Origin of the sequence: Streptomyces sp. NPDC127068, assembly GCF_042724695.1 — a bacterium.
Taxonomy (GTDB): Bacteria; Actinomycetota; Actinomycetes; order Streptomycetales; family Streptomycetaceae; genus Streptomyces.
The window spans coordinates 33,729-49,503 of the sequence record NZ_JBHXEN010000012.1 but is presented as its reverse complement, the minus strand read 5'-3'; the positions used below and the strand labels follow the sequence as shown (position 1 = coordinate 49,503).

At 74.7% G+C, this 15,775-nt stretch carries 10 protein-coding genes; 9 read left to right on the top strand and 1 reads right to left on the bottom strand.

Annotated features, from left to right (window positions below; genetic code table 11):
- Positions 1 to 36: 36 nt before the first annotated feature.
- The 9 genes from ACFWIA_RS09940 (at position 37) to ACFWIA_RS09900 (ending at position 14,867) form a co-directional block, all read left to right on the top strand.
- Positions 37 to 1,698, top strand: a complete 1,662-nt coding sequence (locus tag ACFWIA_RS09940; RefSeq protein WP_387002225.1) for a non-ribosomal peptide synthetase — start codon at positions 37 to 39, stop codon at positions 1,696 to 1,698.
- Positions 1,695 to 2,963, top strand: coding sequence for an FAD-dependent oxidoreductase (locus ACFWIA_RS09935; protein ID WP_387002223.1), 1,269 nt, complete (start codon positions 1,695 to 1,697; stop codon positions 2,961 to 2,963). Before ACFWIA_RS09940 ends, ACFWIA_RS09935 begins: the two co-directional genes overlap by 4 nt.
- Positions 2,957 to 3,529: a DUF6875 domain-containing protein gene (locus ACFWIA_RS09930; RefSeq protein WP_387002221.1), complete on the top strand. Its 573-nt coding sequence runs from the start codon at positions 2,957 to 2,959 to the stop codon at positions 3,527 to 3,529. Before ACFWIA_RS09935 ends, ACFWIA_RS09930 begins: the two co-directional genes overlap by 7 nt.
- Entirely contained in the window at positions 3,526 to 10,830 is a 7,305-nt protein-coding gene (locus ACFWIA_RS09925) for an amino acid adenylation domain-containing protein (protein ID WP_387002219.1), read from the top strand. Before ACFWIA_RS09930 ends, ACFWIA_RS09925 begins: the two co-directional genes overlap by 4 nt.
- A 2-nt stretch (positions 10,831 to 10,832) precedes the next feature.
- Positions 10,833 to 11,816 carry a methyltransferase gene (locus ACFWIA_RS09920; RefSeq protein ID WP_387002218.1) on the top strand — a complete coding sequence of 328 codons (984 nt, stop codon included), beginning with the start codon at positions 10,833 to 10,835 and terminating at the stop codon, positions 11,814 to 11,816.
- Positions 11,813 to 12,943 (top strand): cytochrome P450, encoded by a 1,131-nt coding sequence (locus ACFWIA_RS09915; protein WP_387002216.1) that lies wholly within the window; start codon positions 11,813 to 11,815, stop codon positions 12,941 to 12,943. The genes ACFWIA_RS09920 and ACFWIA_RS09915 overlap by 4 nt, the downstream gene beginning before the upstream one ends.
- Before the next feature lie 43 nt (positions 12,944 to 12,986).
- Positions 12,987 to 13,925 (top strand): HipA family kinase, encoded by a 939-nt coding sequence (locus tag ACFWIA_RS09910; RefSeq protein WP_387002214.1) that lies wholly within the window; start codon positions 12,987 to 12,989, stop codon positions 13,923 to 13,925.
- A gap of 41 nt (positions 13,926 to 13,966) precedes the next feature.
- Positions 13,967 to 14,272: a SelT/SelW/SelH family protein gene (locus tag ACFWIA_RS09905; protein ID WP_387002212.1), complete on the top strand. Its 306-nt coding sequence runs from the start codon at positions 13,967 to 13,969 to the stop codon at positions 14,270 to 14,272.
- Between the two features lie 277 nt (positions 14,273 to 14,549).
- Positions 14,550 to 14,867 (top strand): DUF5955 family protein, encoded by a 318-nt coding sequence (locus ACFWIA_RS09900; RefSeq protein ID WP_385490752.1) that lies wholly within the window; start codon positions 14,550 to 14,552, stop codon positions 14,865 to 14,867.
- 27 nt (positions 14,868 to 14,894) lie between these two features.
- Here the strand turns inward: ACFWIA_RS09900 and ACFWIA_RS09895 are convergent, their stop codons facing one another.
- Positions 14,895 to 15,719, bottom strand: a complete 825-nt coding sequence (locus ACFWIA_RS09895) for an IclR family transcriptional regulator (protein WP_387002210.1) — start codon at positions 15,717 to 15,719, stop codon at positions 14,895 to 14,897.
- Positions 15,720 to 15,775 lie beyond the last annotated feature (56 nt).

The following is a 15,775-nucleotide window of genomic DNA, read 5'->3' as shown; positions in this document are numbered from 1 at the left end:
CGATTAGATACGGTGAATTCCTTACCGGCCGAGACAATGACGGGGATGTTCCGGCGCCAGGTCGCCCGGGCCCCGGAGTCGATCGCGGTCGTCGCCGCTGACGGCACGCTCTCCTACGGTGAGCTCGACGCCCGCGCTGCGGCGGTGGCGGGCGCGCTGCGGGACCGTGGGGTCGGGCCGGACGACATCGTTGCCGTCGCGATCCCGCGCGGCGCGGACATGGTGGTGGCCGTCGTCGCCGTGCTAGCCGCGGGAGCCGCGTACCTGCCGGTCGACTCCGCCCAACCGCAGGACCGGGTGGTCGCCGTGCTCGCCGACGCCCGTCCCGCCCTGGTGCTGACCCCGGGGGAGCTGCGGGCGCTGGAGGCCGCGGCGGTGTCCGCCGCCCCGGTGGCGGATCCCGATCCGGCGTGCGCCGCCTACGTCATCTACACCTCCGGCTCGACCGGAAAGCCCAAGGGCGTGGTCGTTCCCCATGCGGGGATCGCTCCTCTCGTCGCGGCGCAACGGGAACGCTTCGGTGCCCGACCGGGTGCCCGGGTGTTGCAGTACGCGTCGGTCGGCTTCGACGTGGCCGTCGCCGACCTGTGCATGGCGCTGCTCACCGGGGCCACGCTCGTCCTCGCGCCGCCCGAGGGCCTGCCGCCCGGCGAACCGTTCGCCCGGTTCGTCGCCGCACACGGCGTCACCCATGTGTGCATGCCACCGAGCGCGCTCGCCACCCAGCCGGACATGGCGCTGCCTTCGGTCGCCTGCCTGATCGTCGCGGGGGAGGCGCTGGGCCCGGACCTCGTCGCCCGGTGGTCCGCCGGCCGCCGGATGATCAATGCCTACGGCCCGACCGAGACGACCGCGTGCGCCACCATGAGCGCGCCGCTCACCGGCGGCCCGGTGGTGCCGATCGGGGCGGCGATCCCCGGCACTGAACTACGGGTGCTGGACGCGACGTGCGCCCCGGCCGCCGAGGGCGAGCTGTACATCGGCGGCGCCGGGGTCGCGCGCGGCTACCTGGGCTGCCCCGGGCTGACCGCGCAGCGGTTCGTCGCCGACCCCTGGGGTCCGCCCGGGTCGCGCATGTTCCGCACCGGTGACCTGGTCCGCGTGCTGCCGGACGGTGATCTGCTGTTCCTCGGCCGGGCCGACGACCAGGTGAAGATCCGCGGCCACCGGGTCGAACCGGCCGAGGTGGAGGCCGCGCTCGGCGCTCACCCGGCGGTGGCGCGGGCGGTGGTCGTCGCCCACTCCGGACCGCTCGGCGCCTACCTGGTGGGCTACGTGGTGCCGAGCGGGCCGAGCGTGCCGGACCTGCGCGCGCACCTCGCCGAGCGGCTGCCGGCCCACCTCGTCCCGGACCTGATCGAGGTGGTCGAGCACTTCCCGTTGACCCCCAACGGAAAACTGGACCGGGCCGCGTTCGCCGAGCCCGCGCCGCGGGCGTCGGGCGCGCTCGCCGACGACCTCGCCCGGTTGTTCGCCGAGGTGCTGTCGGTGGATTCGGTCGCGCCGGACGACGACTTCTTCGCCCTCGGCGGCACCTCGCTCATGGCCACCGCGCTGGTCAGCCGCATCCGGGTCGAACTGGCCGTGGACGCGTCCGTGGCCACCGTGTTCGACGCCTCCACCCCCACCGATCTCGCCAAGACCCTGTCCGCGATGGATGCGGTGGACCCGGTGGAGTCGGCCGGGGGCCGGACATGAACGTCGTCATCGTCGGGGCGGGCATGGCCGGAACCATGCTGGCGATCCGGCTGGCCCGCCGCGGCCACCGGGTGGACGTGGTGGAGCGGCGCGGCGACCCGCGCGGCACCAACGGCCCGGACACCGCGTCGATCAGCATCGGGCTGTCCGAACGCGGGCGGGCGGCCGTGCGCGACATCGGCCTCCTGGAGGAGGTCCTGGCCACCGCGGTTCCCATGCGCGGGCGGATCGTCCACCACGGCGGCCGGGTCACCTACCAGCCCTACGGCGCGGACGACACCGAGGTGCTGCACTCGGTCCGCCGCCACGACCTCAACATCGCCCTGCTCGACGCCGCCGCAGCGGTTCCCCGGGTGCGGCTGTGGTTCGGGCACCGCGTCACCGGCCTGACCGGTACCGAGGTGCGGACCCCGGCCCGGACGTTCCCGGCGGACCTCGTGGTGGGCGCGGACGGCGCGTACTCGACCGTGCGCACGCACCTGCACCGCCGGGTGCGCGCCGAGTTCCACCAGACGCACCTGGACTGGGGCTACCGGGAGTTCACCATCCCGGCCGTCGACCGACCGGAGGCGTTGCACGTGTGGCCGAGCAGGAGGGGACTGGTGGTGGCCCACCCCAACCCGGACGGATCGCTGACCGGCACCGTGTTCCTGCCGTTCGACGGCGACACCGGGTTCTCGGGGCTGCGCGACCCGGCGCGGGCCGGTGCGTTCCTGGCCGAGGAGTTCGGCGACCTGACCGATCTGGTGCCGGACCTGGTCACGCAGTTCCTCGCGCACGAGCCGGGCAGCATGGTGTCGGTGCGCACCGCGCCGTGGCAGCACGACGGTGTCGTCCTCGTCGGCGACGCCGCGCACGCCGTGTTCCCGTTCTACGGCCAGGGGATGAACGCCGCGTTCGAGGACTGCGCGGTGCTCGACGCGTGTCTCGCCGAGCACGCCCCGGGCGACGCGCTCGCCGCGTTCGAGGCCCGCCGCCGCCCGCACACCGACGTGCTCGCCGAGCTGTCCGCGCAGAACTTCGTGGAGCTGCGCGACCGGGTGCGGTCACCGGTGTTCCTGGCCCGCAAGCGGATCGACTTCGCGCTCGGCCGCCTGTTACCGGGGTGGCGGACGCTGTACGCGATGATCAGCCACAGCAGCCTCCCGTACGGCGACGCGCTCGCCCGGGCCCGCCGCCAGGACCGCCTCCTCGGTGGACTCGTCGGGCTCGGCGGGATCACGTTGCTCGCTACGGCGCGGTGGAAGCGGAGCGGGAGATGTTGAGCCATCCGGCGGGTGACGTCGCGCTGTTCGAGCCGGATCACCCGGACCTGCCGGCCGCCGCCGAGGTGGTGCTGGCGTGGGCGCGGTCCTATCTGTGCCGACCGCACCCCGAGCTGGGGCGCAGCGGCGACGTGTGCCCGTACACGGCCGTCTCGCTGGAACGGGGCGGGTTCTTCCTCGCCGAACACCCCGGACGGCCGGACCTGCGGGCGGTGATGACCGCCTACCGCGACTGGTTCCCCGACCTGCCGCCGCGGGAGGGGCCGCAGGCCCGGTACCGGACGATCCTGGTGGTGCTGCCGGACGTCACGCCGGGGGAGATCGACCGCATGCAGCGGGAGTTGAAGCCCGGGTTCGTGGAACGCGGCCTGATGGTCGGGGAGTTCCACCCGGGACCGCCGTCCGCGTCCGGGCTGTGGAACGCGGACTTCCGGCCGATGCGCAGCCCGCTGCCGTTGCTGGCGGTGCGGCACATGGTGGCCGCCGACGCGCCGTTCCTGCGGGCGGACCCGGAGCATCTGGCGGCGTACCGGCGCCGGTTCGGAGATCGGGGAGCGTACCGATGACGGTCCCGCTCCCGCCCGGGGCCCGGCGACTGTGGTTCCTTGAGGCGTTCGCCGACGGCGCACCCCTGCACAACAATCCGGCGGTGTTCCGGTTGACCGGCCCCGTGTCGGTGGACGCGCTCCGGCGCGCGGCGGATCTGGTGGTGGCCCGGCACCCGGTGCTGCGCACCACGTTCGACGAGGTCGACGGCGAGCCGGTCGGACGGGTGGGACCGGCGGGCGCCGCGGACGTCGTGGTGCGGACGCTGGCAGCCGCAGCTGCTGCGGCGTTCGCGGCGCAGGCCGCACGGGAGCCGTTCGACCTGCGCACCGGGCCGTTGTTCCGCATCCGGCTGGGCCGCATCACGCCGACCGACCACGTACTGGTGATCAACACGCACCACGCGGTCGTCGACGGTACGTCACTGGCCGTGCTGTGCCGGGAGATCAGCGCCCTGTACGCCGACCCCGCCCGGCCACTGCCGGACCCTGGAGCGCCACCGGACCTCGTCGACCACGACCCGTCCCGCCGGGCGTCCGAACTGGACGGCGCGCCGGACCTGCTCACCCTGCCCACCGACCGGCCCCGCCCGAGGATGCGCGCTTTCCGGGGGGAGTTGCGCCGCCACGCCGTCCCCGAGGGTCTCACCGCGCGGGTCGACGCGCTCGCCCGCGCCACGCGCGCCACCCGGTTCGTCGTGCTCCAGGCCGCGTACGCCGCCACGTTGGGCACGACGGCGGGTCAGGACGACGTCGTGGTCGCCACCCTGTGGTCCGGGCGGCCGGGGCCGGAGTTCGCGGACGTCGTCGGCATGTTCGTGAACCCGGTGCCGTTGCGGGTGGGGATCGGCGGCGATCCGACGTTCCGCGAGTTGGTGGCCAGGGCCCGCCGCGCGGTCGCGGCGGGGCTGGGCGGCGCGGCGGTCCCGTTCGACCGGATCGTCGAGGCGGCCGGCGCCTCCCGCGACCCGAGCCACGCGCCGCTGTGCCAGGCGCACCTCGTGATGCAGGACCCGCCCGAGGTGCTGCTCCCCGGGGTGCGGGCCGACCGGATGCTGCCGGACACGGGCACGGCCGACGTCGACCTCAGCGTGCGGGTGGAGTCCGGCGGCGCGGAGATGGCCGTGGTCACCGAGCACGACACGGACCTGTTCGACGGGGCGACGGTCGACGGTGTCGCCGGGCGGCTGCTGGCCTTGCTGGACCGTGCGTGCGCCGACCCCGAGCGCCGGTTGTCCGCGTTGACGGCAGGGTCTTCGGCGGTGGCCGCACCGGTGGCCGCGCCGGCCGGTGCTCCGGCGCCGTCGACCGTGCTGGACCTGATCCGGTTCGGCGCGGACGGCCTCGCGGTGGGTGACTTGTCCTACGCCGAGCTGGAGCGCCGTTCGGCGGCGCTGGCCTCGGTGCTGCGGGCGAAGGGCGCCGGGCCGGAGGCGTGGGTCGCGGTGGACCTGCCGCGCGGCACGGACCTGGTGCTGGCCGTCCTCGGGATCTGGCGGGCGGGCGCGGTGTACGTGCCGGTGGAACCGTCGTGGCCCGAGCCCAGGCGCCGGGCCGTCACCGAGGCCGCCCGCGTGGTGCTGACCGAGATCCCGGACCTGCCGGCGGAGTTCGCGCGCGTCGATCCGCGCATCGCACCCGAGTCACTGGCGTACGTGCTCCACACGTCCGGGTCGACCGGCCGTCCGAAGGCGGTGGGCGTGCCGCACCGCGCGGTGGCCGGGATGCTGGCCCGGTCGACGGCGTTGGTGGGGCTGGGCGCCGGGGACGTGGTGGCGGCCCTGATCTCCCCGGCGTTCGACATCTCGGTGTGGGAACTGGTCGCACCGCTGACGGTGGGCGCCCGGGTGGTGGCGGTACCGCCGGAGACCGTGATGGACGGTCCCGCGCTGGCGCGGCGTCTGAGGGCCGAGGCGGCCACGGTCGTCCAGGTCACCCCGTCGGTGTGGGCGGTGCTGGTGGCGGCCGGGGGCGTGCCGGAGTGCGTGCGGGTCCGGGTGTCGATCGGGGAGGTGCTGACGCCGGAGCTGGCCGGGTCACTGGGCGGGGCCGAGCTGTGGAACACGTACGGCCCGACCGAGACGACGATCTGGTCGACCGCCGAGCGGGTGCACCCAGGCGGCCGGTTCGGCATCGGCGACCCGCTCGACGGCGTGGCCGTGCACCTGCTGAACGCGGGTCTGCGACCGGTTGACGACGACGTGGTCGGCGAGGTGTACCTGGGCGGCTTCCCGCTGGCGCGCGGCTACCTCGGTGCGCCCGGCCGGACGGCGACGCGTTTCGTCGCCGACCCGTTCTCGCCGGTCCCCGGCGCGCGCATGTACGCGACGGGCGACCTGGCGCGGCGCCGGCCGGGCGGTGTCGTGGAGTTCGTCGGCCGGGTGGACGCGCAGCTCAAGGTGCGTGGCCACCGGGTGGAACCGGCCGAGGTGGAGGCGGCGCTACGGGCGGACCCGGAGGTCGCCGACGCCCGCGTGGCCGGTGACGGCGACCGCCTGGTGGCCTATGTGATCCCGGCCGCCGGGCCGCCCCGCTGGCCGGGGGTGCGGGAGCGGCTGAGCCGTGTCCTTCCCGCCTACCTGGTGCCGTCGGCGATGGTGTCCGTGGACGCGTTCCCGTTGACCAGTTCCGGAAAGCTGAACGTACGCGCTCTGCCCCCACCGGCGGAGGAGGTCGCCGCCGCTGGTCCCCGCCCGGGTCTGGAGACCACGATCGCGGAGGTCTTCGCGCGCCTGCTGGCTCGCCCGGTGAATCGCGAGGACGACTTCTTCCTGTCCGGCGGCCACTCCCTGGCGGCGGCGAAGGCCGTCGCCCAGATCCGGGCGTCGGTCGGCGTGGAGGTGACGATCAGAACCCTGTTCGCCCACCCCACCGTCGCCGCCCTGGCCGCCGCGGTCGACGCGGCCCGGGGCGGTCCCGGTACTCCGGCGATCCCGGACGGCTCGGGCGGGTCGGGGGCGGTGCCCGCTCCGCCAGGACGGCTGTCCGGCCCGCAGCACGGACTGTGGATCATCCACCAGGCGGGCCAGGACAACGGCGCCTACGTCGTGCACGCCGCGTTCCGGTTGGAGGGCGCGCTCGACGCGGCGGACCTGCGCGCCAGGTTCGCCCACGCCCTGGCCACCCATCCCGTGCTGCGATCGGCGGTCGTCGTCCACGACGACACCCCGCAGCTGAGCGCGGCGCCCTCCCCGGACGAGTTGCTGACGAGGGCCTGGCGCACCACCGACCTGAGCGCGCACGCGGACCCGTGGCCAGCGGCCGAACGCCTGGCCGCCCGGGACGCCGACCGCCCCTTCGACCTGACCCGGCGCCCGTTGGTGCGGGCCCACCTGATCAGAACCTCCCCCACGACCCATCTCCTGACGATCACCGCTCACCACATCATCTGCGACGACACCTCGATGGCGATCCTGCTGACGACCCTGACCGGCGTGGCTCCGATCCCCTCGCCCCGGTCCGGTGCCACGGACGTCCAGGGGCCGCGGGCCGCGCTCAGCACGAGGACCGGCGCACCGGGAGCACCGGTCCCCGCGCCGGCAGCCGTGGGTCCACGGCAACGAACCACCGCGTTCTGGGCGGAAACACTCCGCGACGCCCCGCCCGCCTCCGGACCCTCGCCGGACCACCCGTACGGCACGGCCCCGACCCCCGCACCGGGCGGATCGCCGCACCCGGAATCCGGCCCGGGCCCGGCGCACGCCCGCGGCGTAGGCGCCGGCCCCGGAGCCACCCACCGGTTCACCGTCCCGGCCGGGCTCGCCCGCCGCTTCGCCACCTGGTGCCGGGGCGAGCGGGCCACCACCTTCGCCGGTCTGCTCGCCGTCTTCGCCCTCGTCTCCGCCACCCGGGACGGTGGTGACGACCTCGTCGTCGGCGCCCCGGTCAGCACCCGCCCGGCCGGGTGGGACGACGTGATCGGCATGTTCGTCACGACCCTCCCGCTCCGGCTCCGCACGAACCGTCGAGCCACCGCCCGTGACCTGCTCGCCGACGCCACCGGGGTGGTGGCCGACGCGATGGACCACGCCGACATCTCCCTGGCCGACATCCTCACCACGGTCCCCACCCCGCGGGAGGGCCACCCCCTGTTCCGGACGATGCTGGTCCTCAACCGTGAGACGGCCCCCGTCACCTTCACCGGCCTGACCACCACCCCGCTGCCGATCGACCGCGCCACCAGCCGTTTCGACCTCACCCTCCACCTCAGGGAACGCGCGGGCGACTGGCCCGCCCTCATCGACTACCGCACCGACCGGTACAAGGCGGACACGATCACCAGGATCGCCGAGCAGGTGCTGGCGGTCATGGAGGCCGTGGCACGCCACCCCGGTCTTCCCCTGTCCCACCTGGACCTGTTGTCCCCGGCGGACAGCGCCGTCCACACCGCCCTCGACACCCGGTCCGACCCCGCGTCCCCCGGTGCACCGGACACGCCGTCCACCGGCCCGGCCGTCCGCACGCGACCGGCCGCCACGACCGTGCTGGACCTGATCGCGGCCCGTACCGCCCGGACCCCCGACGCCACCGCCGTCCTCGACCTCGCCGCCCCTCCGCTCAGCTACCGCGACCTGGACCGCAGGTCCTCAGCGGTCGCCCACCACCTGCGCGAGGCCGGCATCCGGAGCGAGGACCCGGTCGCGATCACCATCCCGTCCAGCGCCGACGCGATCATCGCGATCCTCGGCGTGCTCAAGGCGGGCGGATGCTTCGTCCCCGTCGACCCCGCCCAGCCGCCCGCCCGCCAACACGCCCTGATCACCGCCAGCGGTGCGAGGACCGTCCTGACCCGCGACGCCCTCCCCGCCACCGGCCACCACGCACCCACGCCCCTCCACCCGTCCCAACTCGCCTACGTCGTCCACACCTCCGGCTCCACCGGCGAACCCAAAGGCGTCGAAGTACAGCACGACACCCTCCTCAACCTCACCACCGCGTTCATCGCCGAACACGGCCTCACCGCCGCGCACCGCCTCCTGATGGTGCCGCCCCCGCACTTCGACGCCGCGTTCGGCGACATCTTCCCGGTCCTCGCGGCCGGGGCCACCCTGGTCATCCACCCCGACCCGGGCGGCCTCACCGGACCGGACCTCCTGGGGCTCTGCGTCGAGCACCGACTGTCCGCAGTGGACACGGCGGCTCCCCTCTGGCAGCGCTGGGTGGCCGATCTCGCCGGGGAACGCCTCCCGTTGGAGATCATGATGGTCGGCGGCGACGTCGTCCCGGCGGCGACCGTCCGCGCGTGGGCGAAGCACGGCATTCCCCTCCACAACCACTACGGCCCGACGGAAGCCACCGTCTGTGCGACCAGCCACCGCACCGTCGACGGCCGCGAGCACCCCTCCCGGCTACCGATCGGCCGCCCGCTGCCGAACGTCCGCGTCCACCTCCTCGACCGGATGCTGCGCCGGGTGCCCGTCGGCGTGGTCGGTGAGGTCTACATCGGAGGGACGGCGCCCGCCCGGGGGTACCGGGGAAACCCGGCCGCGACCGCCGCGGCGTTCTTCGCCGACCCGTACGGCGCCCACCCCGGCGCCCGCATGTACCGGACCGGCGACCTCGCGCGGCTGAACCGGCACGGCACGCTCGACTTCGTCGGCCGGGCCGACGACCAGGTCAAGATCCGCGGCAACCGGGTGGAGCCCGGGGAAGTGGCGGCCGTGCTCGCCGCGCACCCGGCCGTCGCGGAGGCCGTGGTGGTCGCCAGGGGCGACCGGCTCATCGGCTACGTCGGCGTCCCGACCTCGACCGCGCCCACCGGGACCGCGCCCGATCCGGCCACCCCCGACCCGCGGGCCGCCGTCCCGGACGTTCCCGGCCTGCGCGCCTTCTGCGCCGACCGCCTGCCCGCGCACCTCGTGCCGGACACCGTGGTCGTCCTCGACGCCCTCCCCACCACGAGCACCGGCAAGGTCGACAACGCCGCCCTCCCCGAACCCCCCGCCACGCCCTCCGCCCCGGCCGATCCGCCGCGGACCGCCACCGAGCGAGCCGTCGCCGCCATCTGGGCCACCGTCCTCGACCAGTCCGACGTGGACCGCACCGCGGACTTCTTCGCCATCGGCGGGCACTCGCTCATCGCCGCCCACGTCCTCGCCGCCGTCCGCGACCGCCTCGGCGTCACGGTGCCGATGCGCACCCTCTTCACCGCCCCCACCGTGGCGGCGTTCGCGGCAGCCATCGACGACGGTGCCCCGGCGGACCTGCCCACGGTCGACCGGTTGCGCGCCGATGCCGTCCCCCCACCCGGAATCCGTCTCCGCACCGTCCACCCACCCGGCGTCCCCCCGGCCGACACGCCGCGCCGGATCCTGCTCACCGGCGCCACCGGCTTCCTCGGCCGCCACCTCCTCGACCAGCTCCTGGCCCGCACCGACGCCCGGATCCACTGCCTCGTCCGCCAGGGCTCGATCGCTCGGCTGCCGGTCACCGACCGCGTGATCCCGGTCCCCGGCGACCTGTCCGCGCCCGGCCTCGGTCTGTCCACAGCGGATCACGACACCCTCACGACCGTGGACGCGATCTACCACAACGCCGCCGTGCCGCACTTCGCCGCGCCCTACGACGCCCTCAAAGCCGCCCACGTCGACGCCACCGCCGCGATCCTGCGCCTGGCCGGCGACAGCGGCGCCCCGCTGCACCTGATCTCCACCCTCGGCGTCTTCCTCGGTGACGCCTACGACGGCCGCGTCGTCACCGAGGAAGACGCCCCCACCGACCCGAGCGGCCTCACCAGCGGCTACGACCTCAGCAAATGGGTGGCCGACGCCATGGCCACCGCCGCCCGCGGCCACGGCCTGCCCGTCTCCGTCCACCGCATCGCGGCCATCGTCGGCGACACCGCCACCGGAGCCGCCGACCCGCGCTCCGCGTTCAGCCGTTGGCTCACCGGATGCGTCGCCGCGGGCGCCGTCCCCGACACCGCCGAGGTGCTGGACATGGTGCCCGTGGACACGGTGGCCGCGGCGGTCGTCGCCCTCTCCCTGGCCCCGGAGCACCGTTGCCGGGACCACCACTACCACGGCGACGGCGGCCTCACCCGGGCCGCCCTCGCCGCCGCCCTCACCTCGGCCGGTCACCCGACCGAGGTGGTGCCGTACCACCGATGGCGGGAGCGGATGCTCGCCGACCCGGCCGGGCCGTTCGCCCCGCTCGCCTTCTCCCTGCCCGAACGCCCCCGCCCGCACCCGCGGTTCGACTGCTCCCGCACCTGGGCCGCCACGGCCCAGGTAGGGGTGGGGTTCCCCCCGGCCAACGAGCGAATGCTGCGCAGGCACCTGGACCACCTCACCGGTGCCGGCGCGCTTTCCGGAAGTGGATGATCATGCCATTGCCCGAAGAATCCTCCGGTGTCCCGGCTCCGGTACTCGACCGGCTCGGCGCGGCCGGGTACCGGGCCATGATCGCCGGTGTCCGGCTCGGGGTGTTCACCGCGCTGGAACCGGGCCCGCTGTCCGTCGAGGAGCTGGCCACCGCGATCGACGGTGACCCGGCCGGGGTGCGCAGCCTGGTGCACGTCCTGGTGACCTTCGGTTATCTGCGGCGTGACGGCGACTCCGACGGGGTCACGACCGCCGCGACGCCCGGCCCGGTGGACGCCGAACTGTTCTGGCACGAGGTCCTGTTCGAGCACTGGGCCGACGTCGAGGACACCATCCGCACCGGCACGCCCCGCCGCGACTTCTACACCTGGCTGCGCGAGCGCCCCGCCTCCGGGGCCCGCCTGCGCCGGATGCTCGCCGGCGCCGCCGTGGACCTGGCCGACGACATCGCCGCCGCGCTGCCTCCCGCGGCGACCGTCCTGGACATCGGGGGCGGCCACGGCGACCACGCCGTCGAACTGTGCCGCCGTCGCCCGGACGTGCGGATCACCGTCTTCGACCTGCCCGAGACGATCACGTCCCTCCACGAAGACGCCCCGCCGGACCGGGTGACGGCACGGGCAGGCGACTACCTCACCGACGACCTGGGCTCCGGGCACGACCTGGTGCTGCTGTTCAACGTCCTGCACGGCCACCGCCCCGAGGAATGCCGCGAGCTGTTCCGGCGCGCGGCGAAGTCGTTGTCCCCCACGGGAAGCATCGCCATCCTCGACCACGACCGGGAGCCACCGGCCGGGCTGGGCCCGGCCGCGGCCGGGTACCTCAGCATGTTCGACCTGACCCTGTGGCAGGGCCACGGCGGCGGCGTGCACCGCTACGCCGACCTCGCGGCATGGCTGGGCGAGGCCGGGCTCACCGAGGCGCGGGTCGTGCCGCTCGCCGCGTCCCCGCTGGAGAAGTTGTTGATAGCCGGCCGGCCGTCGTGACCGCCGATCCGTACCCGGGCTACGCCTGGTTGCGCGAGCACGACCCGATCTGCCCCGTCGACGACCCGCACGTCCCGGGCCGGACGTGGCTGGTGACCCGGTACGACGACGTCCGCGCCTGCCTGGCGGACCGCCGTCTGGGCAGCGGCGCCCCGGTCAACCCCGACCCGCTCCCGCCCGGCCTGTCCCAACAGGACGATCCCCAACACGCCAGGTTGCGCCGGCTCGTCGCCGCGGCGTTCACCCCCGCCGCGGTGGCCCGCCTGCGCGAGCGCACCGCCCGGACCTGCGCGCACGCCGTCGATTCGTTCGCCCGGCGGGGGCGCGCGGACCTCGTCGCCGAGTACACCCGGGAGGTCCCGGTCGCCGTCGTGCACGACCTGCTCGGCGTCCCGGAAACCGAACGCGCGCCCGCCGCCGACGTGCTGGACATGTGGTACCGCGCGAAGTTCCAGCAGCCGCGTGACGAGATGAAGCTCGCCGAGGTGCTGGAGTACGTCCGGAAGCTGGTGGCCTACAAGCGCTCGCACCCGGGGGACGACCTGCCGACGCGGTTGATCGAGTCGGGCGCGCTGACCGGGGACGAGCTGGAGGTGATGGTCATGACGTTGATCGGCGCCGGTCACCTCACCACGATCCAGTTCCTCGGCACCACCGTCCTGCGCCTGCTCGACCACCCCGGCCAGCGAGCCGCCCTGCTCGGCGGCGACATCGACTGGTCCCGCGCGATCAACGAGCTGCTGCGCCTGGACCCGCCGGACCACGTGGCGGAGTACCGGTACGCGGGCGAGGACATGACGATCGCGGGCGCCCGCGTGGCGAAGGGCGACGTGGTGCTGCTGTCGCTGGCGGCGGCGAACCGCGACCCGGACCGGTTCCCCGACCCCGGCGCCCTGGACCTCACCCGTGATGCCCGCCCGCACCTGGCGCTCGGCCACGGCCCGCACACCTGCCTGGGCAGCCACTTGGTGAAGCTGCAGACGGAGATCGCGATCACCACGTTGTTCGACCGCCTACCGGACCTGACCCTGGACATCCCCAGCGGCGAGGTCGACTGGGGCTACGCCCCGACGTTCCGCGGCCCCCGGGCCCTCCCGGTCACCTTCACGCCCCCCAGGAGCCGATGACCTCGTCTCCGCCGGGCGGAGCCACGCCGTATAACCTGGGGAAATGCTGACCGAGGTCACCGTCACCCACTACGTGGCGCCCCTGCACGAGGGCGGTTCCGTGCCCGGCATCGTCGAGGCCGACGACCTCGGCACCTATGTCGTCAAGTTCACCGGAGCCGCCCAGGGCCGCCGCGCGCTGGTCGCCGAGGTGATCGTCGGGGAACTGGCGCGCGCCCTCGGGCTCCGCGTACCGACACTGGTGCGCGCCCACTTCGACCCGGCCGTCGCCGCCCACGAACCGCACCAGGAGGTCCGGGACCTGCTGGCGGCCAGCGCGGGGCTCAACCTCGGCATGGACTACCTCCCGGGAGCCCTGGACTTCGTCCCGGACGCCCCGCCCGCCGCCCTGCGGGTCGACCCGGCGGAGGCCGGGCGGATCATCTGGCTCGACGCGCTGACCGCCAACGTCGACCGCACCCTGCACAGCTCCAACCTCATGGTGTGGCCCACCTTCGGCGGCCCCTCCGTCAACGTCCCCCGGCTGTGGCTGATCGACCACGGGGCGGCCCTCGTCTTCCACCACCGATGGGAGAACGCCGACCAGGCCGTGACCAAGCGGTACGACTTCCGCCGCCACGCGCTCGGCGGTTACGCGCCCGACACCGCTGCCGCCGATGCCGCACTGGCGCCGCGCGTCACCCGGGACCTGATGCGGGAGATCACCGCCCTGGTGCCCGACGCCTGGCTGACCGGCGAAGCCGGCTTCCCGGACGCCGACGCCGTCCGGGACGCCTACGCGGACCACCTCACCGCCCGCGCCCGGGCGTCCGAGCACTGGCTGCCCACCGACTTCCCCGCCCGCGCCCACCTCGCCGAGGAGGACGCCCGCCGCGCGGCGGCCACCGAAGCCGGCCGCCCGGCCTGGCTCAAGCGCGTCCCGGACCTGCACGGGCAGCCCCCGGCGGAGCAGGACTGGTCCGTCCACCTGGACCGAAACTGACCAGCCGTACCGAAGTCGAACCGAAGCTGAGAGGCCGCACCATGACCGCACCGCCGACCGACGGCGCGCCCCCCACCGCGCACCGCGTGCAGATCGAGTACTGCACCCAGTGCCGCTGGCTGCCCCGGGCCGCCTGGCTCGCCCAGGAGCTGCTCACCACCTTCGAGGCGGAGTTGAGCGAGCTGTCCCTCGCGCCGGGCACGGGCGGGGTGTTCGTCGTCCGGGTCGACGGCGAGGAGGTCTGGGACCGCAAACGGGACGGCTTCCCGGAGCCGACGGCCGTCAAGCGCCGGGTCCGGGACCGGGTGGCCCCGGGGCGCACCCTCGGGCACACGGACCGCCCCTGACCGGGCTGCTCGGCAGGCGCAGGACCGATTCGGCACGGACCCACACCACCCCCCGGAGCGCGCGGGCGCTCCGCGCGCTCCCACGATCGCCAACGCGCCGTCAGATTCGACCGCGCGAAGGACTGTTGGGCAAAGGGGAGGGGAAATTCCGTCCGCTCAGTGGCGGGCACCCCGTCCGGTGGCGTTTACTGGCCCGACCCCACGGATCCGACCGGTCCGGACGGGGACGGCGAGCCTTGAGCAAAAAGCGCACAACGTAGTGCGCGGGGGGAGAGCTGTGTTGCGGAGCGTGGGACAGAAGCCGGTGACCGGCAGCGACGACGATCCGCGGGTTCTGGAGCTGCGCGCCGCGGTTTCCCGGCTCCGTCGCGAACTCGCGGTGCATCCCGCCGAGTTCCCCGACCGGACGATCGCCGAGGACGAGCTCGCCGCCCTCGACGCGATGACCGTCGACGGTGCCCCCGAGACCCCCCGGTTGCGTCGCTCCCTGCTGCTGATCGCCGGCTCCATCGGCTCGGTGAGCGCCCTCGCCGTGAGCCTGGCCCGGGTCCGCAACGCGGTCGACCTCTTCGGCGGCCCGCCGACGGTCCGCTGACACACCGTCAAGCGCGAGGGATTCCGATCACGGTGGGGGGCAGGTCGACGAACCCGCGGTGGCCAACTCGGCGGACAGTTCACCCGCGACCTGCTGGAGCACCGGGACGATCCGCCGCGTCGCAGCCTCGGTGACCCGCCCCGTGGGACCGGAGATGGAGATCGCCGCGGTGGTCGGCGCGTCGGGCACCCGGACGGCGAGGCACCGCACCCCGAGTTCCTGCTCGTCGTCGTCGACCGCGTAGCCGCGACGTCGTACGTCCTCCAGCGCGCTGAGGAACCCCTCCACCGTGGTGATGGTGCGTTCGGTCGCCGGCGGCATCCCGGTCCGGCCCAGCAGGGCGCGCACCTCGTCGGGGGAGAGTTGGGCGAGCAGCGCCTTGCCGACGCCGGTCGAGTGGGGGAGCGCCCGCCGTCCCACCTCGGTGAACATCCGTACCGCATGCCGGGACGGCACCTGCGCCACGTAGACGATCTCGTCCCCGTCCAACAGGGCCAGGTTCGCGGTCTCGCCGGTCTCCTCGACCAATCGGGCGAGGTGCGGCCGGGCCCAGCTCCCGAGCAGTCGGGACGCCGACTCGCCGAGGCGGATCAGCCGCGGGCCCAACGCGTAACGCCGGTTCGCCTGCTGGCGCACGTACCCGCAGGACACCAGGGTCCGCACCAACCGGTGGATGGTCGGCAGCGGGAGCCCGCTGCTCGCGGACAGTTCGCTCAGGCCGACCTCGCCCCCGGCGTCCGCCATCCGCTCCAGCAGGTCGAAGGCCCGCTCCAGGGACTGCACTCCGCCGCTCGCGGCGGGGGACGCCAGGGGGCGGGCGGCGTCGGTGGGGCGGGCGCTGGGCGTCGGCACGGCGCGGTCCTTTCGGGGCGGGCTGGCGAGGAAGCAGCCTACCGGGGGGTCGTCCC